16 protein-coding genes and 3 tRNA genes are annotated in these 18491 nt (G+C 68.7%); 4 read left to right on the top strand and 15 right to left on the bottom strand.

The annotated features are described in order from the left end of the window. Window positions 1–124: 124 nt before the first annotated feature. Together D2E24_RS10740 and dinB are read left to right on the top strand one after the other, a co-directional pair. Window positions 125–247 carry a hypothetical protein gene (locus D2E24_RS10740; protein ID WP_277594916.1) on the top strand — a complete coding sequence of 41 codons (123 nt, stop codon included), beginning with the start codon at window positions 125–127 and terminating at the stop codon, window positions 245–247. 231 nt (window positions 248–478) lie between these two features. After that, window positions 479–1816, top strand: coding sequence for a DNA polymerase IV (dinB, locus tag D2E24_RS10025; protein WP_125969182.1), 1338 nt, complete (start codon window positions 479–481; stop codon window positions 1814–1816). A 13-nt stretch (window positions 1817–1829) separates the two neighbouring features. Here dinB and dapC read toward each other — a convergent pair whose 3' ends face one another. From dapC to D2E24_RS09975, 10 genes are all read right to left on the bottom strand, one after another. Beyond that, window positions 1830–2975 carry a succinyldiaminopimelate transaminase gene (gene dapC, locus D2E24_RS10020; RefSeq protein WP_125969181.1) on the bottom strand — a complete coding sequence of 382 codons (1146 nt, stop codon included), beginning with the start codon at window positions 2973–2975 and terminating at the stop codon, window positions 1830–1832. A gap of 108 nt (window positions 2976–3083) precedes the next feature. Then, entirely contained in the window at window positions 3084–3404 is a 321-nt protein-coding gene (gene fdxA / locus D2E24_RS10015; RefSeq protein ID WP_125969180.1) for a ferredoxin, read from the bottom strand. Window positions 3405–3557: 153 nt separating this feature from the next. Beyond that, a complete protein-coding gene (locus D2E24_RS10010; RefSeq protein WP_125969184.1) occupies window positions 3558–5045 on the bottom strand; it encodes an amino acid permease in 1488 nt (495 codons plus the stop codon). Between the two features lie 155 nt (window positions 5046–5200). Continuing rightward, window positions 5201–6442: an FAD-binding protein gene (locus D2E24_RS10005; RefSeq protein WP_125969179.1), complete on the bottom strand. Its 1242-nt coding sequence runs from the start codon at window positions 6440–6442 to the stop codon at window positions 5201–5203. Between the two features lie 99 nt (window positions 6443–6541). After that, window positions 6542–6712, bottom strand: coding sequence for a 50S ribosomal protein L33 (rpmG, locus tag D2E24_RS10000; RefSeq protein ID WP_125969178.1), 171 nt, complete (start codon window positions 6710–6712; stop codon window positions 6542–6544). A gap of 51 nt (window positions 6713–6763) precedes the next feature. After that, window positions 6764–6837, bottom strand: a tRNA-Met gene (locus D2E24_RS09995). Between the two features lie 5 nt (window positions 6838–6842). Next, window positions 6843–6914, bottom strand: a tRNA-Thr gene (locus D2E24_RS09990). Between the two features lies 1 nt (window position 6915). Beyond that, window positions 6916–6997: transfer RNA gene (locus D2E24_RS09985), tRNA-Tyr, on the bottom strand. 457 nt (window positions 6998–7454) lie between these two features. Further along, entirely contained in the window at window positions 7455–7748 is a 294-nt protein-coding gene (gene groES, locus D2E24_RS09980) for a co-chaperone GroES (RefSeq protein ID WP_125969177.1), read from the bottom strand. A gap of 300 nt (window positions 7749–8048) precedes the next feature. Next, window positions 8049–9521, bottom strand: coding sequence for a hypothetical protein (locus D2E24_RS09975; RefSeq protein WP_125969176.1), 1473 nt, complete (start codon window positions 9519–9521; stop codon window positions 8049–8051). Window positions 9522–9839: 318 nt separating this feature from the next. On the opposite strand from D2E24_RS09975, the gene D2E24_RS09970 reads away from it, so the two are divergent. Continuing rightward, window positions 9840–10034 carry an FmdB family zinc ribbon protein gene (locus tag D2E24_RS09970; protein WP_125969175.1) on the top strand — a complete coding sequence of 65 codons (195 nt, stop codon included), beginning with the start codon at window positions 9840–9842 and terminating at the stop codon, window positions 10032–10034. Between the two features lie 244 nt (window positions 10035–10278). Next, window positions 10279–10941 (top strand): SAF domain-containing protein, encoded by a 663-nt coding sequence (locus tag D2E24_RS09965; RefSeq protein WP_125969174.1) that lies wholly within the window; start codon window positions 10279–10281, stop codon window positions 10939–10941. Window positions 10942–11082: 141 nt separating this feature from the next. On the opposite strand, the gene D2E24_RS09960 is transcribed toward D2E24_RS09965, so the two are convergent. The 5 genes from D2E24_RS09960 to rplJ all read right to left on the bottom strand — a co-directional run bounded on the left by D2E24_RS09960 (window position 11083) and on the right by rplJ (window position 17901). Next, window positions 11083–11280 carry a hypothetical protein gene (locus tag D2E24_RS09960; RefSeq protein ID WP_125969173.1) on the bottom strand — a complete coding sequence of 66 codons (198 nt, stop codon included), beginning with the start codon at window positions 11278–11280 and terminating at the stop codon, window positions 11083–11085. Then, window positions 11277–14894 (bottom strand): helicase, encoded by a 3618-nt coding sequence (locus tag D2E24_RS09955; protein ID WP_125969172.1) that lies wholly within the window; start codon window positions 14892–14894, stop codon window positions 11277–11279. The genes D2E24_RS09960 and D2E24_RS09955 overlap by 4 nt, the downstream gene beginning before the upstream one ends. 8 nt (window positions 14895–14902) lie before the next feature. Continuing rightward, a complete protein-coding gene (locus tag D2E24_RS09950; RefSeq protein WP_241222966.1) occupies window positions 14903–16630 on the bottom strand; it encodes a variant leucine-rich repeat-containing protein in 1728 nt (575 codons plus the stop codon). A 272-nt stretch (window positions 16631–16902) separates the two neighbouring features. Next, window positions 16903–17286: a 50S ribosomal protein L7/L12 gene (rplL, locus tag D2E24_RS09945; RefSeq protein ID WP_125969171.1), complete on the bottom strand. Its 384-nt coding sequence runs from the start codon at window positions 17284–17286 to the stop codon at window positions 16903–16905. A gap of 93 nt (window positions 17287–17379) precedes the next feature. Further along, window positions 17380–17901 carry a 50S ribosomal protein L10 gene (gene rplJ / locus D2E24_RS09940; protein WP_125969170.1) on the bottom strand — a complete coding sequence of 174 codons (522 nt, stop codon included), beginning with the start codon at window positions 17899–17901 and terminating at the stop codon, window positions 17380–17382. Window positions 17902–18491 lie beyond the last annotated feature (590 nt).

Genomic DNA, 18491 nt, shown 5'->3' with positions numbered 1-18491 from the left:
GGATCGCGGGCGTCGAACCGGAAGACGACGAAACCCCACAAGCCGACGCGGACTAGGATTTCACGCTCACCACAGGTGAGGCACCACTCCGGATTACGCGCTCATTTTCAAATGAGGCACCTCGGTGAACGGACGCACGGTGATCGTCCATCTGGGCGACCACGAGGCCACGGCCACGGTGGACGGCACGCACTTCAACGTGCGTAGCCTGTGGCAGCTCTACCAGCTGCTGCGGATGCTCGTGTAGCGGTCATAAACGGGCGCGGCATCCGATCGGGCGTCGCGCCCCGCAACCTTGAACCGTGCGGCCACGGTGAATCCGGTAATCGGCGTAGAGACGCGCCGGGGCGCATGGCGAATCCAGTTTTATGGGGGACGTAATGGGGTACACGATTTCACCGCCCCGTTCACCACGATCTCCGGCATGACCGCCGACCGCAGTCGAACAGATGTTCTAGCCGACGGGTAGGATGGGCGCATGAGCACCGCACCGAGACTGGCCGCCGCGAAACGCGATTGGGGGCACGACGAGACCGGCTGCACGGTGCTGCACATCGACATGGACGCGTTCTACGCGTCGCTGGAGATCGCCCGCCATCCGGAACTCAGGGGCAGACCCGTCATCATCGGCACCGGTCCACGTTCCGTCGTGTCCGCGGCCAGCTACGAGGCGCGCGCCTACGGCGTCAACTCGGCCATGGCGTCGGCCACGGCCCGCCGACTCTGCCCCGACGGCGTCTTCCTGCCCGTCGACATGGCCTACTATCGGACCACGTCGCGCGCGATCTTCGACCAGGTGTTCTCGCACGTCACCGACCGCATCGAACAGGTGTCGGTCGACGAATGCTACATGGACGTCGCCGGCGCGCTCCTCGCATGGCGGCGGCCCACCGCGATCGGCGCGTGGATCCGCGACGAGGTGCGCGCCCGCTTCGGCGTGACCTGTTCGGTCGGCGTCGCCGCGAACAAGCTCGTCGCCAAGATGGCGTCGACGAACGCGAAACCCGACGGCATGCTGCTCATCCCCCGCGACCGTCACGCCGATTTCGTGCAGATCATGCCGTTGCGTGCGATTCCCGGCGTCGGTCCGGCGCTCGGCCGACGGCTCGCGCAGTGGGGCGTGTCGTCCGTCGCCGACCTGGCCGCGTTGGACGAGCCGACGCTGGCGCGCGCCTGCGGGTCGGCGAAGACCGCGCACGGCCTGTATCTGGCGGCACGCGGCGAGGATCCGCGGCCGGTCACGCCGGTCACGCCGGAGAAATCCGTCGGCGCGGAACGCACGTTCGACGAGGATACGCGCGACATGCGCCGCGTATGCGACCTGCTGCGACGCTGCTGCGACGAGGTCGCGGCCACGCTGCGCCGCCGCGGCCTGTCGGCGCGCACGCTGACCGTCAAACTGCGGTTCGCGGACCTGCGGTACGCGACGAAATCACATACGATGGAACGTCCGACGGACACGGCGGGCGTCCTGTACCCGCAGGCCGTCGCCCTGCTGCGCATGATGCTCGACGTCGGCGACGGCGCACCGGAGCGCACGTCGCTGCCGCGCGAGATACGGCTCGCCGGCGTCAGCGCGAGCGGCCTGGCCGAGACCGCGGGTCTCGTCATCCAGCCGACCATCGACGACCTGCTCGCCGAATGCGACGACGCCGGAGCGGGGAAGCCACACGGCAACAGCGATAACGGCCACACGACCGCACACGACATGGTTGCAACGCAGCCGACCCCGCCGCGGCGCATGCGGGACGCCGAACAGGCGCTGGACGCGATCCGCCGCAAATACGGCGACTCAGCCGCCAGCTTCGGCGTTTAAGCTCCGGAAGGAATCAGCGGGCGAGACGTTCGGCGGCGTCGGCGATCGCGGCGTCGGACGCGGTCGCGGAGAAGCGCAGGTAGCCGGGGGCGCCGTAGAACTCGCCCGGGCTGGCGATGATGCCGATGCGCGCCAGATCGGCCATGTCGCGCCAGCAGTCGCCCGACTTGGCCTTCACCCACACGTACAGTGCACCGTCGGGCATGTTCGTCGCATAGCCGTAGGCGCGCAGCGCACCCACCAGCAAGCCCAGACGCTCACGGTAGCGCGCATGCTGCGCGTCGGTCGCGGCCGAGTCGCGCAATCCGGCGGCCATCGCGGCCTGCACCGGGCCGGGGATGATCTGGCCGATCTGCTTGCGGTAGTCGGTCATCTCCGCCACGAGCGCACGGTCGCCGGCGATGAACGCGGTGCGATAGCCCGCCATGTTCGACTGCTTGCTCAGCGAATACAGGACCAGCACGCCGTCGGCGCTGCCGGCGCACACGGCCGGGTCAAGCGCGCACGGCGCCGCCGCCGGCCACCCGTCGCCGCCGGCCGCCGGGGCATCCCACGTCATCAGCGCATAGCATTCGTCGGACAGCACGACCGCGCCGATGCGACGCGCAGCCGCCACGATCGCCGCCATCGCGTCCGCCGGCAGCGTCACACCGGTCGGATTGCACGGCGAATTCACCCACACGGCCTTCACGCCCGGAATCGACGCCCACGAATCCACATCGGCCACGTCGTCGACCTTCGCGACCGTCGCACCCGCCAGCTGCGTGCCGATCTCATACGTCGGATAGGAGACGGCCGGCTGGACGACCACATCCCCCTCCCCCAGATGCAGCAGCGACGCCATCAGCGCGACCGCCTCCTTGGAACCGACCGTCGGCACGACGCCCGCGCCCAGCGCGTCGAGGTCGACGCCGCGGCGCTCGCGGAACCATTCGCCGATGGCGGCGCGCAGGTCGGCGGTGCCGGCGGTCGCCGGATAGCCGTACGCGTTGGGGTCGTCGGCGGCGGACGCGAGCGCCTCGCGCACGCTTGCGGGGACGGGGTCGACGGGCGAGCCGACGGACAGGTCGATCATGCCGCCGAACGCGGCTTTGGCGGTGCGCTTGTAGGGGGCGATGCGCGACCAGTCGTACGGTGATGCGAATGCGTGGAATCCCATGCGGTTCCCCTTCTGTCGGCCCCGGTTGCGGGGCGGGTGGTGATGTTCGGCGTGTGGAACGCGTATGAAAAAGGCCGCCGCGCGAGGCGACGGCCGGTGAACGGTCGGTCAGGCGTTCTGCGGGGGCAGTGCCGCGACCTGTTCGGGGTCCTTGCCGATCGGGCCGTTGGCGGATGCGCCGCCCAGGTCGCCGACTTCGGCGAAGAAGCTGACGGCGGCGTCCTTGTACCAGGCCCACTCGTCGGGCAGGTCGTCCTCGTAGAAGATCGCCTCGGTGGGGCACACGGGCTCGCATGCGCCGCAGTCGACGCACTCGTTCGGGTTGATGTAGAGCGAACGGGAGCCCTCGTAGATGCAGTCGACCGGGCACTCGTCCACGCAGGCCTTGTCCCTGACGTCCACGCAGGGCTGGGCGATGACGTATGGCATGGAAACCTCCTTATGATGCTCGTACCAGAGTACGCGCGCGCGGGGACGCCGACGGCCGTTCCGGCGGGGTGCCGGCGGCGGTCTGCGGCGGGACTCGCGGAGGTCGATGCGGCCGGGTGCGGCCGGGTGCGACCGTCGGTCCGGCGGCGGCCGTCAGCCGAGTTCGCCGGTGCCGAGGCGTGCGTGGCGGTAGCCGTAGCCGAAGTAGACGGCGAAGCCGACGACGAGCCACACGACGAAGCGCAGCCAGGTGAGGACGGACAGGTTGAGCATGAGCCACAGGTTCGCGGCGGCGATGAGCAGCGGGATCCACGGGTTGCCGGGCATCTTGAACGCGCGCGGCAGTTCGGGGCGCTTGCGGCGCATGATCGGCACGGAGATCGCGACGAGCGTGAACGCGGACAGGGTGCCGATGTTCACCATGTCGCTGAGGACGCCGATGTCGAAGCAGGCGGCGACGAGGGCGACGATCAGGCCCACGCCGATCTGGAGGCCGGCGGGCGTGCCGTGCTTGCCGGTGCGGCTCAGGCCGCGCGGCAGGAGGCCGTCGCGGCTCATCGCGAACACGACGCGGGTCAGGCCGAGCAGCAGCACCATGACGACGGTGGCCAGGCCCAGCACGATGCCGAAGCTGATGATCTTGGCGGCCCAGTCGGCGCCGACGAGTTCGAACGCGGTGGCCAGCGACGGGCTGGACTGCTTGGCGAGGTCCTTGTAGGAGACCATGCCGGTGGTGACGATCGCGACGAGCGTGTACATGACGACGATGAGGCCCATGCCGAAGCCGATGCCCAGCGGCACGTTGCGCTTGGGGTCGATGGTCTCCTCGGAGGCGGTGGCGACGACGTCGAAGCCGAGGAACGCGAAGAACACGAGCGCGGCGCCCGACAGGATGCCCGGCACGCCGTACACGCTGGGGGTCATGCCGGTGGCCCACTGCCACAGCGGCTGGTTGAGCACGTCGCCGGCGACGGCGCTGCCCTCGACCGCGGACGCGGGTTCGGCCGGCGGGATGAACGGCGTGAAGTTCGACGCCTTGACGTAGAAGAATCCGACGACCACGACGAACAGCACGATCGCGATCTTGAGGACGGTCATCGCGCCGTCGACGCGCGCGCCGATCTTGGTGCCGAACACGAGCAGCGTGGTGAAGAACGCGACGATGACGATCGGCGCCACGTCGATGTTGAGCGGGCCCACCGTGATGTTCGAGTTCACGCCCCAGCCCATGAGCCGCATGAACTCATTGAGGTAGACGCCCCAGTATTTCGAGATGACCGAGCCGGCCATGAGCATCTCCAGGATCAGATCCCAGCCGATGATCCACGCGACGATCTCGCCGACCGTCGTGTACGTGAACGTGTACGCGGAGCCGGCGACGGGGATCATCGACGCGAACTCCGCGTAGCACATGACCGCCGCGCCGCACACGACGCCCGCGATCAGGAAGCTGATGATGACGGCCGGGCCGGCGTGGAACGCGGCGGCCTGCGCGCCGACCGAGAAGATGCCGGCGCCCACGGCGACCGCCACGCCCATGATGGACAGATCCCACCACGTCAGGTTGCGTTTGAGGGTACGCCCCTCCTCGCCGGTCTCCGCCAGCGTCTGTTCGACTGATTTGGTCCGGAAAACGTGCATGGCCATAGGCTCGCCTTCTCTCCTCGGTGATGCGCCGGCGCGCGTCGGTCGCGCCGGCGGGGTGGCCGTTGTCGTTGACGAGCTTAGGCGCTGCGCGTTACATCCGCCCGGCGCGTCTCATCTGGGGACCGGACGGATGGGCGGGATGACTGGCGTCAGCGCAGGTCGAGGCCGACGACGACCGGCTCGGGGACGAGCCGCACGCCGTACGCCGCCTCGACGCCGTCCTGCACGCGGCGGGCGAGCGCGGCCACGTCGGCCGCCGTCGCTCCCCCGCGGTTGGTCAGGGCGAGCGTGTGCATCGACGACAGGCCGGCGGGCGCGTCGTCGGCGATGCGGAAGCCCTTGTGGAAGCCGGCGTGGTCGATCAGCCAGGCTGCGGACGTCTTGACGCCCGGCGTGCCGTCGGGCAGCGTCGCGGCGAAGCGCGGCGCGTCCTGCGGGAGTCGTTCCGCCTGCTCGGCGGTGAGGACCGGGTTCATGAAGAAGCTGCCGCAGCTGTGGCGGTCGGCGAACGGCCGGTTGGCGACCGCACCGGCAGCGGCGTCGTCGGCGGGAGCGGGCGACGCGGCCGCCTGCGCCCGCTGGGCGGCGACGGCGAGCGCGACCTGGTCGTCGCGCTTGGTGCCGGCCATCGCGGGGGCGGCGTATCGGGTAGCGTCCTCCAGCATGCCCTTCGCGGCGCGCACCTTGAGGACCGCGTTGCGGATGTCGCGCGTGGCCATGCGGTCGCCGACCTCGACGCCGAGCGCGGACGCGAGCTGGCCGTAGCCGACCGTGCCGGTCTCGCTGTGGCGCAGCGCGAACGTGACCGACAGGACCACGTAGCGCGGCGTCGGGAAGAACCGGTCGGCGGGCGTGGCCGGCGCCGCGTACATGCTCGACTTGAGCATGCTGGCGCGGTAGCCGAAGCCCATGTCGGCGGCGGGGATGTCGAGCGTGCGCTTGTCGCGGCGGTCCCACACCTCGACCGATTCGACCGACGAGGCGACCTCCTGGCCGTACGCGCCGATGTTCTGCACGACCGACGCGCCGACCGTGCCGGGGATGCCGGACAGTCCCTCGACGCCCTCCAGGCCGAGTTCGACGGCGAACACGACGAAATCGTCCCAGTTGCAGCCGGCTTCGGCGTTGACGTGCACGATGCGCTCGCCGTCTTCGACCGGCGCGGCCTCGTCGGGCACGGTGATGGCGCGGCGCGCGTCGCGCACGACGACGCCGTCGAACGGCGCGTCGGCGACCAGCATGTTCGATCCGCCGCCGACGACGCACAGGGGCAGTCCCTTCGCGTCCGCATCCTCGACGGCTTCGATGACGCCGACGCGCGTGGTGGGTTCGATGAACGTGGCGATCGGTCCGCCGACGCCGATGGTGGTGATGTCCGCAAAATTCGTCATGGGGCTTATCGTAGCCCAGGCGGAAGAGGTCATGGGCGGAGAGGACATGCGGGAATACGAAAAACCCGACCGGTTTCGGTCGGGTTGTGAAGCTTAGACTTAGCGGGTCTCGCGGTGAGTGGTCTGCTTGCCGCAGCGGGAGCAGAACTTCTTCAGCTCAAGACGATCCGGCGTGTTGCGGCGGTTCTTCGTCGTGATGTAGTTACGCTCCTTGCACTCGGTGCATGCGAGCGTGATGCCCGGACGAATGTCGGCGCTCTTGCTTGCCATCTTGGTTCACCTCTTGTGTTCGTATAATCACCGGCACCCTACCGGTCTTTGTAGCGAGAAAGAGACTCGAACTCTTGACCTTACGATTATGAGTCGTACGCTCTAGCCAGCTGAGCTATCCCGCCATGAGAGCCTCGGGTGAGAATCGGACTCACGACCTCTTCCTTACCAAGGAAGTGCTCTACCACTGAGCTACCGAGGCGTGGCGGATAGTGGATTCGAACCACTGAAGCACGAAGCGCCTGATTTACAGTCAGGTCCCTTTGACCGCTTGGGAAATCCGCCGTGTTCCCTCAAGCGACCGGGGCCGCGTTTCGGCAACGGGTGATATATTGCCACGACTGGGTGACCTATGCAAATCTCGGCGTGTCGCGCACGCCCAAACCGGCCGAAAACCGTTGGAATCATTGGGATATCAGCCGATTTTCACCTCGACGGCGGAACAGGCCGTTCCACCCCGGTTTCCGGCCTTTCGGCACCGGAAAACAGGCCCGTCGACCTACCCGACGGCGTGTCGCCGCCGCCGAACGCACCGTGGCCGTGACCAGAACGTCCTCTCTCTCGTCCCACCACCATCACTGTCGCGGAGCGGAGGAACGACCGCCGGATACGCAGGGCCCCGCCGACGGGAGTCGACGTGCCGGAATACGACGAAACCCGCCGACATGGTCGACGGGTTTCGTGACGGTATGGTCGCGGCGGACGGGACGACGGCGCCCACGCCCGGCCGGACGGGCCGCAATCAGCCGAGGATGGCCAGGATGTCGCGGGCGGCGACGATCAGGTAGTCCTCGCCCTCGTAGCGGACCTCGGTGCCGCCGTACTTGGAGTACAGCACCTTGTCGCCGACCTGGACGTCCATCGGAATGCGCTCGCCCTTGTCGTCGCGGCGGCCCGGGCCCACGGCCAGGACCTCGCCCTGCTGCGGCTTCTCCTTGGCGTTGTCCGGGATGAACAGACCGGAAGCGGTCTGGGTCTCGGCCTCGGCCTGCTTGACGATGATCTTGTCCTCCAACGGCTTGAGCTTAATCGACACTGTAGGTCACCTCATATCCTTGAGAAATCCAATATTGCCGCGCCAAGATGCCACGGGAGAGGCTGACGATCATCTTCGGCGACATCTCTTTGCGCTAGGGGATATCGTAGCGCGGTTTTTAGCACTCTGCCAACTCGAGTGCTAACGCTGGGAGCGAAATCGGCCGCCCGCGAACGACTGCGGGAACGGTTGATGCGCGCTTACGGGAACCGCTACGGTCACGGCCGCGAATGCGCCTGCCGGGCGGTACGACAAACGCCCGCGCGGAATGCACGGGCGTTGACGATCGAATGCCGCAGATCAGGCGGAACGGCGGGCCAGGATCGATTCGAGGCCGACGCCCAGCGACTCCTCGGTCGCGTCGGGCGCGTCGACGTCGCGGCTCTCCTCGGCGTCGTGGAACGCGGCGATCTCGCTGACACGGCGGGCCGCGGCCTCGGTGTCGGGCATCGCGACGAAACCGGCGTCGTCGGACGAGGAGCCGTCCACGCCGTCGGCGGCGTTCGCGACGGCGGCGTCGGCGGATGCGGCGGCCAAGGCGGGGTCGGCGGAACCGTCGGCGACGGCGGCGTCGATCGCCGCGTCGACGACGTCCGCGGCGGCGCGCACGGCCGCATCGGCGACGTCGGCCGGGTCGGCGGGCACGGCCTTGGCGACCTGGCGCTGCGAGCGGATCTCGCGGCTTTCCGGATCGTGCGCCGGCATGTCGACGCCGTTGCGCGCCTCGCCCAGCGAGAACGAGATGAGGTCCTGCGACGCGGCCAGATCGAACGCGTCGAGCGCGCGCGCCTTGGTGACCGACTCGAGTTCGTCGGTCGCGTCGGACGCTTCGACGACGGCCGGGATCGGGGCGGCCGGCATCGCGGCGGCCGCTGCGGACGTCGCATCGACGGGCTGCGAGGCGGCAGCCATCGCCGGTGCAACGACCGGCTGGGCGTCGGACGACGGCGCGTACGGGACGGACTGCACGTCCATGTCCGCGGGCGCGGCGGCCGGCATCGAGCCGGACGGCACGTACTGGGCGGATGACTGGACGGATTGGGCGAGCGCCGCGGCCGCTGCGGCGACGCGGGCCGACTCCTCGGCCTTCTGCGCCTCGCGCAGGGCGAGGGCGCGCATCTGCTCCTCGCGCGCCTGACGCAGCACGCGGCGGATCTCGCGTTGCTCCATCACGTCGGTGGAGGGATCGGCGTCGGCGTCGTTCGCGGCGGAATGGACCGGAACCGGCGTCGCGTCGATCGACGAATGGGATGCGGCGGCCTGCCGGCGGGCGCGCTCGGCGGCGCGGATCCTGCGGGTCGACGAGGCGACGCGGCGCTCCCATTCGCGGGCCTGCGCGGCGGCGCGCGCGCCCAGCGCGAGCACGAGCGCGGTCAGCGCGGCGGGAATCAGCGCGAACAGCGGGCTGACATGCAGCGGGAACGACAGGGCGAGCACGACGACGGTGCAGGCCAGCAGCGCGACGACGATGATGCGGCGGCGACGGATCGCGGCGTGACGCAACGCGCGTACGCGGGCGATGCGCTCCGGTGTGTACTTCGCATCTCGCGTGCGGTCAGCCTGCATAATAATCCCTTTCGCCTGCGGCGTGTGCGTGTCGGAGAACCGTGTGCCATCGTCCATCCCGACAAGATGCAGCGACGGCGAGTACTTGTCTTCGCGGTGCTCCGCCACTTTCCTCATGCCCCTTGCCGTCCGCACAGGCAGCCAGCCGGCCATGATGATCACGACGATCACGAGCACCACCACTGCGCTCAGTGAATCGTAACCCATGCCCATAAGAATAGGAGAGGGAGGGCACAAAAGCCGTCCATGTTCCGAGGCGTGTCGGCCGGTTTTGCACAATATTCCGACATCCTGGAGCAACCGTGCGCAATGCCGCACGACGATGCGGGCGCGGGGGCGATGTGACGGCGGTCCGCGTGGCCGGCGGACCGGCCGGCCCACGCCCGTTTCGATCAGCCCGCAGCGGCGGTTCGCCGACGGCGGAGCGACGGACGGCATGCGGCCGTTGCGGGGGCCAAGTTCGGGCGCTGCGATTAGGATAAGGCACGTTTGAGCACATGACCGTCACCCGTGGGAGGAAGAGACTTGCCTACGTATCATTACCGTTGCCGCAACTGCGGATACGATTTCACGATGCAGCAGTCGTTCAGCGACGACCCGATCACCGTCTGCCCCGAATGCGCGCAGGAGCAGGTGCGCAAGGTGTACTCCGCGCCGCCGATCGAGTTCAAGGGCAGCGGCTTCTACCGCACGGACGGCGCCTCCACGTCGTCCAAGTGACGGTTCCGGCCGTCGCGGCGGCGCCCGGTGCGCCGGCCGGCGGTTCAGGGGACGGGCTTCGGTAGCCGAGCCCCGGCAGCCGTCTCCCGACAGCTGTGTCTCGCCGCCCGCATGTCGCCGGGGCTGTGGATGATTCCCGCCGGTCCGCCCCGATTGTGGACGGACCGTTGTGGATAACCGAGCCTTCGACCACAATTCCCGTTCCGGCTTGTCACGACCGTTTCCCATCCGCCATCATGCGATCATGATGGCGGATTTTTTCGATGTGTTACGTGGTCAGGCGCACCGCTCCGACGGCCGGCGGGGCCGCTCCTCCGGACGCGGCGCCGACGCGCTGCGTTCACGGCGTGCGGCGCGCACGATGCGTCGCGTCTCCGCCGTCCTGTGCGCCGGTCTGGCCGTGGTGGCCGCGCTCGGATGCGTCCTCGCCTCCGTCGAGACCCGACCGGTCCTCGTGGCCGTCACGCCCGCCGTGCGGGGTGAGTCATTGGCCGACGCGCAGCTGGCGCTCGTGCAGGTCCCGGCGGCCGACTGTCTCGACGGGGCCGTCGGATCGTGGGACGAGTGGCGGATCCTCTTCGGCGAGGCTGCGATCGCCGCCATCGACATCGCGGCCGGCCAGCCGATCTTCCCTACGATGATCAGGGCCTCCCCCGTCGTCCCGGCCGGCCACACCGTCATCGGGATACGGCTCGCCAGCGACGGCGGGACGCTGCTGCCCGGCGACGAGATCGAACTCGTGTCGGCCGTCGGATGCACCGACGACGAACGGTCCTGTCGGATCAGCGGCCATGCGGTCGTGATGGGGACGGACGGCGAATACACCGCCGTCGCCCTGAGCGCCGACGACGCGCTGCGCGTCATGGCCTCGCAGGAGGCCGGCGCCATCGTCGCGGTCACGCGCTGAGGCGACGTGCGGAAGCGGAACAGCGCCCGTATACGGAGCGACCTCCCTCTGGCGAGGGAGGTCGGAAGCGGGGAACGCCCGTGCGGCGTGGGAGTCGGTCAGCGACTGGTCAGCGAACGGTCACCGACCGGCCGGCGACGCTCAGCGGCGGTCGTTGAACACGGCCCAGTGCGGGGGCAGCTCGCCCAGGATGCGTTTGTCGTCGTCAGCGGAGCGCTGACGGTCGGTCATCCGGTCGCCCGGTTCGAGCTTGACGCCGTCGGCGTCGAACAGTTCGGTGCCGTGGAAGACGACTCGGCGGTGCTTGCGCGGGGTCCGGCGCGACGCGTCGTAGCTCATCGCGCCTCCTGGTACAGTTCGCTCACGCGCGCCACGATATGGTCGACCTCCTTGTCGGGGTTGACGAACGCGGCGACGCTCCACACGCTCATCACCGACCAGCCGAGAGACGACAGGTCCTGCATGAGCAGACGGTGGCGTTCGCGCGTGGACTGCGTGCCCATGAAGCGCACATCGTCGGTGAGCACGGCCAGCGCGTACGGGCGGTCCTTGACGCCCACGACCATCGGGATGCGCTCGCCGCGGTCGTAGCCGTAGTCGACGGCCACGTTCAGACCGCGGGCGCGCAGGCGTTCGGCCAGATCGTCGAACAGCACGTTATGGCCGTCGTCGTGAGCGCTGGCGGGCGTCTCGTCGCCCTGGGAGAGCTGCTCGGCCCAGGCGAGCACGGTCTTGAGCATCTGCGGACCGGGACGGTGGATGCGCTCGTCCTCCATGTCGGCGGAGCCGAACGTGGCGGTGATGTCCAGATCGCGGTCCGGCAGCGCGAGCGCGTCGAGCAGCAGGTTCTGCCCGTTCTCGGTCTCGAGCGGACCGAACTGCTGCAGCAGACGGCCGTGCGTGGTGCGCGCGTAGCTGAGCGCCAGAATCGCGTCCGTGGCCTGCGCGCCGCACACCTCGGTGATGTTCACGATGCGCACGTGGCGCAGGAAGCGTCCCATCGCCTCGTCCTTGGTGGCCAACGCCTTGAGCTCGGAGCCCAGACGGGAGCGGAACGCCTCGGTGAGCGTGACGACCGTCAGCGTGTAGCTGGCCGGCACGATCGTGAAGCCGGCGGCGCGGTCGCAGATCAGCGAGACGACACGGTCGACCTCCTGCTGGCTGGATTCGACCAGACCGGTGGCGAGGACCGGCACACCCGACCCCTCGACCGCGTGGAAGCGCACCGTACCCTGGCTGAGCGCCACATCGTGACGGGTGCGGCCGTAACCGTGGGTTTCGAGGAACGCGGCGACCTTCGGGCTGCGGCGCACCGGACGGGACTTCGCCTCGACGCCCGGCAGCAGGCCGATCAGACGGTTGAGCGCATCGCAGGTGACGGTCTCGCGGTGGGCCAGCACGACGACGCTGCGCGCGCGGGCCAGGATCGGCAGCAGTTCGATCGACGGCATGTGCGCGGCCGCGTCCACGATCGCCACGTCGGCGATCGTCTCGGACGGGGTGAGCGCGGCCAGCGTCGCCGGCGTCGCCATGAGGATCGGCTTGGCCGCGGCGACGATCTGCGGGCTGTCGCGGCGCACCCGGGCGAACGGGACGTGCGCGGAGCCGGCGAGCATCGTATGCAGCTGGTTCGCCTCCTGCGTGCGCGAGAACAGCAGGTCGCCGAGCTTGCGCATCGACTCCTGCGCGACCATCGCGCCGATCGAACGCACATGCTCCACGTCGACCTGGGCGAAGCGGTCGGCCGCGGCCTGCATGGCCGAGCCGTCCTGGTTGGAGATGATCGCCGACGAGCGCACGATGTCCTCGAACACGGTCGTCCACCACGCCAGCTGCAGTTCGCCCTCGATCGCGTCGAGGCCGATGCGGCGGGCGTGCAGGTCGGCGACGAAACCGTCGAGGCCGGCCGCATGGAACTCCTGTTCCAGCCCGTAGCGCTCCGGCAGCGTGTCGAGCGCGCGGCGGTCGTCGAACAGCGCCTTGAGACGCGCCTCGACGTCGTTGAAGTCGTCCGCGTCGATGTTGCCGCCGTCGGGCGTGGACGCCAGGACCGCGTCGAGCGCCGTCATATGCGAGGCGAGCTGCTCCTGCGTGACGATGATGTCGTCGAGCTTGGGCGGCAGCACCGGCCAGCCGCCGCGCGGCACGAGCATGCGCCACTGGTCCGACTGCTTGGCCACGACCTTGAGCGCCTCGTGCAGGCTTTCGACCTGCGCGCCCACGCGCAGCAGGCTGCGGGCCTCCTTGACCAGACGGCGACGCTCCCAGAAGCCCATCGTCGTGCCTTCGGACTTGCGCTCGGCCTTCGGCTTGCTCGCCTCGATCATCGCGGCGATGTCGCGTTCGAAGATCTCCGGCTGGAACACGTCGAGCACGCGGCGCAGGTTCTTGAGCACGGTGACCTGACGCGCCCATTCGCGAGCCGTGTTCGGAATCGGGAAGCCGCACGCCTGCACGGTGCTCGCGACCTGCTCGCGCGTGGCCGGCAGCACCTTGCGCAGCAGGTCCACGACATGCTGGTACGCCTCAACGGCCTCCTCCTCGCTGTTGAGCGAGGCGTGGAACCACACCGTGTCCTCGGGGCCGACGGTGAACTCGCCCAGTTCGCCGGCGCGGCGCAGCTTGGCGGTCCACTCGTCCATGGAGCCCGCGATCGAGTGCGCGGTCTGCAGGTCCAGACGCACGCGGGTCGCCGGATGCGTCGGCATCGCGGCGATGTTCGCCAGATTCTGCAGCGTCTGGTAGGCGGACACGCCCCAGCGTTCGTTCGTGCCGTGCAGGTCGCCCAGATAACGGGTCAGACGCGAGCGCACGCCCACCAGTTCGTCGGACAGCTGGTCGAAGCGCGACGTGGCGACGCCCGGCTGGAAGCCGACGGCGGCGATCAGCTGCTCGTCGATGTTCCGGGCGACGCGCTCGCCGGCGATGTCGAGCAGGAGCCCGCCCATCTCGTTGGCCTTCACGGTCTGCACGAAATGGCGTTTCTGGTCGGCCACGCACGGCACGTACAGCACGGTGCGGCCACTCATCACGCAGCGCGACGCGATCGCGGCGGCGGTGTCGGCGGTGTCCTTGGCGCCGTCGACGAACACGCTGCGGCCGGACGCGGCGAGGCTGGCCGCGTAGCGCACGGTGTTGTCGACGTCGCCGATCTCGTATTCGGTGTGCGGGTCGGCGTCGAACGGGCTGTATTCGGGCATGTCGCCGCCCTTGAGCGCGGCGGCCGCGTCCTGGTAGCCGGCGACCGCGTCGAGCAGGTCGTTGCCGCTCGGCCCGTTCTCGAGCAGGTCGATGATGCGCTGGCTTTCGTCGAGCATCATCGATGCGGGGTCGACGAAGCAGCCGAGCACCAGCTGGCGTTCGATCGAGAAGTCGGGGAACACGGTCTTGGCCTGCTCGCCGATCGCATTGAACACGGCGGCCGTGTCGGCATGGTCGGCGAACAGCGAGCGCGCGTCGAGCGTGATGCCCTGCTCGCGCATCGCGGCGACGAACGCGGTGTTGAGGTCGACGCGTCCGGTGAAGCGGATCGTGATGCGGCGGTCGTCGGACGGGTCGGCGCGCTCCACGTCGACCGGGTACAGCAGGACCGGCATCTGGCTGCCGTTCCATCCGGCGACGCCGACGGCCAGCGACAGTTCGGCCACGCCGCTGGAGCGCATCTTGGCGGCCTTGTCGTCCATCACGCGTTCGATGCGGCGCACCGAGGCGCGCAGCATGCCGTTGTCGCGGAACAGCGCCTCGAGGGGCGCGTGGCCGCTGGCGAACAGCTGGGCGATGCCGGACGGGTGGGCGTGGGTCAGTTCGAGCTTGGCGCCCAGCTGCGTGACGTCCTCCAGCGGGGAGGGTGCCAGGGCGGAACGGTAGCGTTCGCGCCACACGCGGATGCCGGTCAGCGAGTTCGTCTCGGTGAGATTGGGGTTGAGGGCGGTCTGGGCCGGGTTTTCGTTCATGCCTCGTATCACTTCCCTACCATGTCACGGTATTCGCGGTAGCCGGGGTTCGCCGCGAGCGCGGCGTCGATGTCGCTGTTGCCCTGCGCCGCCAGCCATGCGTACAGGTCGTCGTACAGCGACGGGTTCATCGCGAGGAACGGCAGCAGCTGCGGATGGCGGGCCATCGCGAACTGCACGGTGTAGTCGTTGGTGCGCTTGGCGTCGTCGGAGGTCATGCCGTCGACTTCGATCGTGGGTTCGGGCGCGCGGAATCCGCCGCGGGCGACACGCTCGAACACGGATCCGGGTTCGAAGACGGGCTCGTACGTGCCGGTCTCGTCGGGGGCCGGGCCGTCGGACGCGCGCATGTCGGCGAACGCGGCGGCGGTGTCGGCGACGGCCGCATCCGCAGACTCCGGCACGGACGCATCGGTCGCGGCGTCCATCGAGAACGGGTCGACGACGACCGACGCGGCCACGGCGAACGCATCCTGCGGTTCGGCGGCGGCATCGTCGGCGGGCGCATCGACGGGCTCGGACGTCGTCTCGGCGGCAACGTCGGCGACGACCGGCGCTGCCGCATCCGCGACGGACTCGGCGGCGGCATCGTTCCAGTCGGCGCGGATGCCGTCGGCGACCGGGTCGGACGCATCGGCGCGGTCGATCGGTACGGTGCGGGTGTCGCCCTGCTCGTCGACGACGGTCGGCTGCGGGTCGTCCGTCGGCTGCATGTCCGATGCGGGTTCGGCCGCCTCATCGGCCGGCGCCTCGACTGCGGGTTCGGTCGCCACGGGCGGTTCCGCGGCGACCGGCGCGTCGGTTGCCTCAGCGGCGGTATCAGCGCCCGCCAGACGCCAGATGGAGGTGCCACCCCACGCGGCGGCATCGGCCGGCGTGGGCGCGATGACCGGCTCGGACACCGCGAACGACGGTTCGGCGGCGTGCTCCGGCTGGACGGCCGCAGGCTGCGCCGTCGCGGAGACGGACGGCAGCACCGGCGGCAGGTACGGGGTGCCGGCGCGCATCACGGCCGGCTCCTCCGCCGAGTCCGACATCGCGTCGGCGAACAGGTCACGCGGCGACTCGTCCTTCGGGCCGCCGACCTTCAACGGCATCGAATCGACGATCGGATCGTCGTCGGCGTCATCGAACGACGGCGCGGCCAGCCCGTCGCGGATCGGCGGGAAGCTGCGCAGCGCGGCGAGACGACGCTCGGCGGCGCGGCTGGTCACGGTGCTCGCGTTGAACATGCTCGTGGGTTCGCCGGCGCGCAGATCGAGGATGTCGTCGACGGACAGGTCGGCCGCATCCGGCTCGGCCTTCGACTGACCGCCCAGCGCATAGTCGAACAGGTCGGCCACCGGCGCGGGCTTCGGCTGCGGGTCGGGATCGTCGACGCCGATCATGTCGACCGGCACGTCGCCGAACTGCAGGCGAACCGCGATCGACGGCAGCGGGAAGTCGACGCCCTCCGGCAGACGGATCAGCGTGCCGTCCTCGCGCACCAGATACGTGCCGTTCGTGGAATCCAGATCGCGCACCGACGCGCCGCCCTGCTCCCCCACCGACAGCACCGCGTGACGCTTCGACATCGAACGCGTCGGATCGGGCACCTCGAGACGGGGCGTGCCGGTATCGGCGATCGGACGGATCGGCTTACGGCCGATCTCCAGGGATTCCGTCGGGCGGACGCTGACCTGGTCGCACCCCTTGATCCTCACCAACCACTTGCGAGATCGCTGTACGTCGCTCACCGAACCGCCTTCCTTTCCATCGCGAGGCCCATCGGACACACTCAGTCCCAATTGTGTCACGTTCCGCCGAAAACAGGCCGGATTTTCCGACGGGAACGGCGTATTCCGTCCATAATCATCGCATAAGGGCGCACCGCGGCGTACGGCGTCACGGACGTGTGCAGACCCATCGGACGATGCGACGACCGGGACGGAATACGAAACGACCCCGTACCCGCGAACCGCGGGACGGGGTCGAAAAGCGTTGCAATGAGCGGCTCAGGCCGCGATCATTACTTCAGCTCGACGGTGGCGCCAGCCTCTTCCAGCTGAGCCTTGGCCTTCTCGGCGTCTTCCTTCTTGGCCTTCTCCAGGATGGCCTTCGGAGCGCCGTCAACCATGGCCTTGGCCTCGGCCAGACCAGCGTTGGTGATGGCCTTGACGGCCTTGATGACCTGGATCTTCTTGTCGCCGGCAGCGGTCAGGACGACGTCGAACTCGGTCTGCTCCTCTTCCTCGGCAGCAGCGGCGCCCGGGGCGGCGGCAACGGCGACGGCGGCCGGAGCGGCAGCCTCGACGTCGAACTTCTCCTCGAAGGCCTTGACGAACTCGGAGAGCTCGACGAGGGTCATTTCACCGAAAGCTTCCAGCAGCTCTTCGTTGGTGTACTTAGCCATGATGGCTTCCTTTCATTCTGACCCGAACCCCGAGAGGCCGGGCCTGCATGTGTATTGTTTTCCGAATGAGTCATGCGGCGAGCCGCATGGGATTCAGGCTGCCTTCTCCTGCTTTTCGCGCAGCGCGTCGATCGTACGCACGGCCTTGGTCGGCAGAGCGTTGAACAGGTACGCGGCCTTGGCCGTCGTAGCCTTGAGATCGCCGGCGAGCTTGGCGAGCATCTGCGGGCGGGACAGCATGTCCGCCAGCTTGACAGCGCCCTCGGCGTCGTAGACGGTGCCATCGGCATAGCCGCCCGTGATCACGAGAGCCTTATTGGTCTTGGCAAAGTCACGCAGGACCTTCGCAGCCTCGATGAAGTCGCCCTTCACGAAGGTGATGGCGGTCGGGCCGGAGAGGATCTCGTCGAGACCCTCGATGCCCGCTTCCTTGGCGGCGATGCGAGCCAGCGTGTTCTTAGCCACAGTGTAGGAAGTATCGCGGCCTAGCTTTTCGCGCAGTTCGGAAACCTGCGGAACGGTAAGCCCGCGGTACTCGGTCAGGTAGACAGCGTCAGCGTTACGGAACTGCTCCGTAAGCTGAGCGACCACCGCTTCCTTTTCGGGCCTCTTCATGGCGTTCCTTCCTAGATCGGCCGTTGATCTTGGCAGGGCGCCTTCCAGCTTCGCGGGCAATAAAAAAGCCCTGCGCACAGGCAGAGCAACATTCGCCGCTTTCACGGCAGCCCGCGAACGGGCGACTATCTCTCAACCTGCGCTGGCTTGGCGAACCAAACTTCGGGAGCGCTCGCGCGCCCCAACCAACGGTCTGTGGTTTACGAGTGGATAATGTACGCCCGGATCGCGACAGAGTGCAATCCGGGCGTGTCGCGGCGTGCGGGTCGGCCGGCAGGCCGTTCTACGCGGCGGTAGAGAGCGTCCGCATAGTGACCATCGACGGGTGAAATCAGGGGTATCAGACGGGTGGCTTCAAGGCAGGCTCCGGCATGCGAGCCGCAAAACAGCTGGTATATCGCGGACTGAGGGCAGATTTCGGGGTTTGCATAATGCTATACGGCAAACTGAGGGCACCCGTACTCCGACGTGCCTCACGTTTTTTGAGCGCGTAGGGTGTGGTGGTGCCTCATCGGGAATGAGCGCGAACGGTATCGGTCCTGTTTGGCTTGTCTTATGGAAGACAGGATCAGCATGGCGACGAAGCGGCA

Origin of the sequence: Bifidobacterium samirii (assembly GCF_003952945.1) — a bacterium.
GTDB lineage: Bacteria > Actinomycetota > Actinomycetes > Actinomycetales > Bifidobacteriaceae > Bifidobacterium > Bifidobacterium samirii.
The sequence above is the reverse complement of the archived record's forward strand: the minus strand, read 5'-3'. Positions and strand labels throughout refer to the sequence as shown.

Excerpts from the sequence above, each read along its gene's own strand:
- rplJ (WP_125969170.1), bottom strand. The coding sequence starts at position 17,901 with ATGAAGAGGCCCGAAAAGGAAGCGGTGGTCGCTCAGCTTACGGAGCAG.
- D2E24_RS09960 (WP_125969173.1), bottom strand. The coding sequence starts at position 11,280 with ATGAGCTACGACGCGTCGCGCCGGACCCCGCGCAAGCACCGCCGAGTC.
- D2E24_RS09955 (WP_125969172.1), bottom strand. The coding sequence starts at position 14,894 with ATGAACGAAAACCCGGCCCAGACCGCCCTCAACCCCAATCTCACCGAG.
- fdxA (WP_125969180.1), bottom strand. The coding sequence starts at position 3,404 with ATGCCATACGTCATCGCCCAGCCCTGCGTGGACGTCAGGGACAAGGCC.
- rpmG (WP_125969178.1), bottom strand. The coding sequence starts at position 6,712 with ATGGCAAGCAAGAGCGCCGACATTCGTCCGGGCATCACGCTCGCATGC.
- D2E24_RS10005 (WP_125969179.1), bottom strand. The coding sequence starts at position 6,442 with ATGACGAATTTTGCGGACATCACCACCATCGGCGTCGGCGGACCGATC.
- dinB (WP_125969182.1), top strand. The coding sequence starts at position 479 with ATGAGCACCGCACCGAGACTGGCCGCCGCGAAACGCGATTGGGGGCAC.
- D2E24_RS09975 (WP_125969176.1), bottom strand. The coding sequence starts at position 9,521 with ATGGGTTACGATTCACTGAGCGCAGTGGTGGTGCTCGTGATCGTCGTG.
- D2E24_RS10010 (WP_125969184.1), bottom strand. The coding sequence starts at position 5,045 with ATGCACGTTTTCCGGACCAAATCAGTCGAACAGACGCTGGCGGAGACC.
- D2E24_RS09965 (WP_125969174.1), top strand. The coding sequence starts at position 10,279 with ATGATGGCGGATTTTTTCGATGTGTTACGTGGTCAGGCGCACCGCTCC.
- dapC (WP_125969181.1), bottom strand. The coding sequence starts at position 2,975 with ATGGGATTCCACGCATTCGCATCACCGTACGACTGGTCGCGCATCGCC.
- rplL (WP_125969171.1), bottom strand. The coding sequence starts at position 17,286 with ATGGCTAAGTACACCAACGAAGAGCTGCTGGAAGCTTTCGGTGAAATG.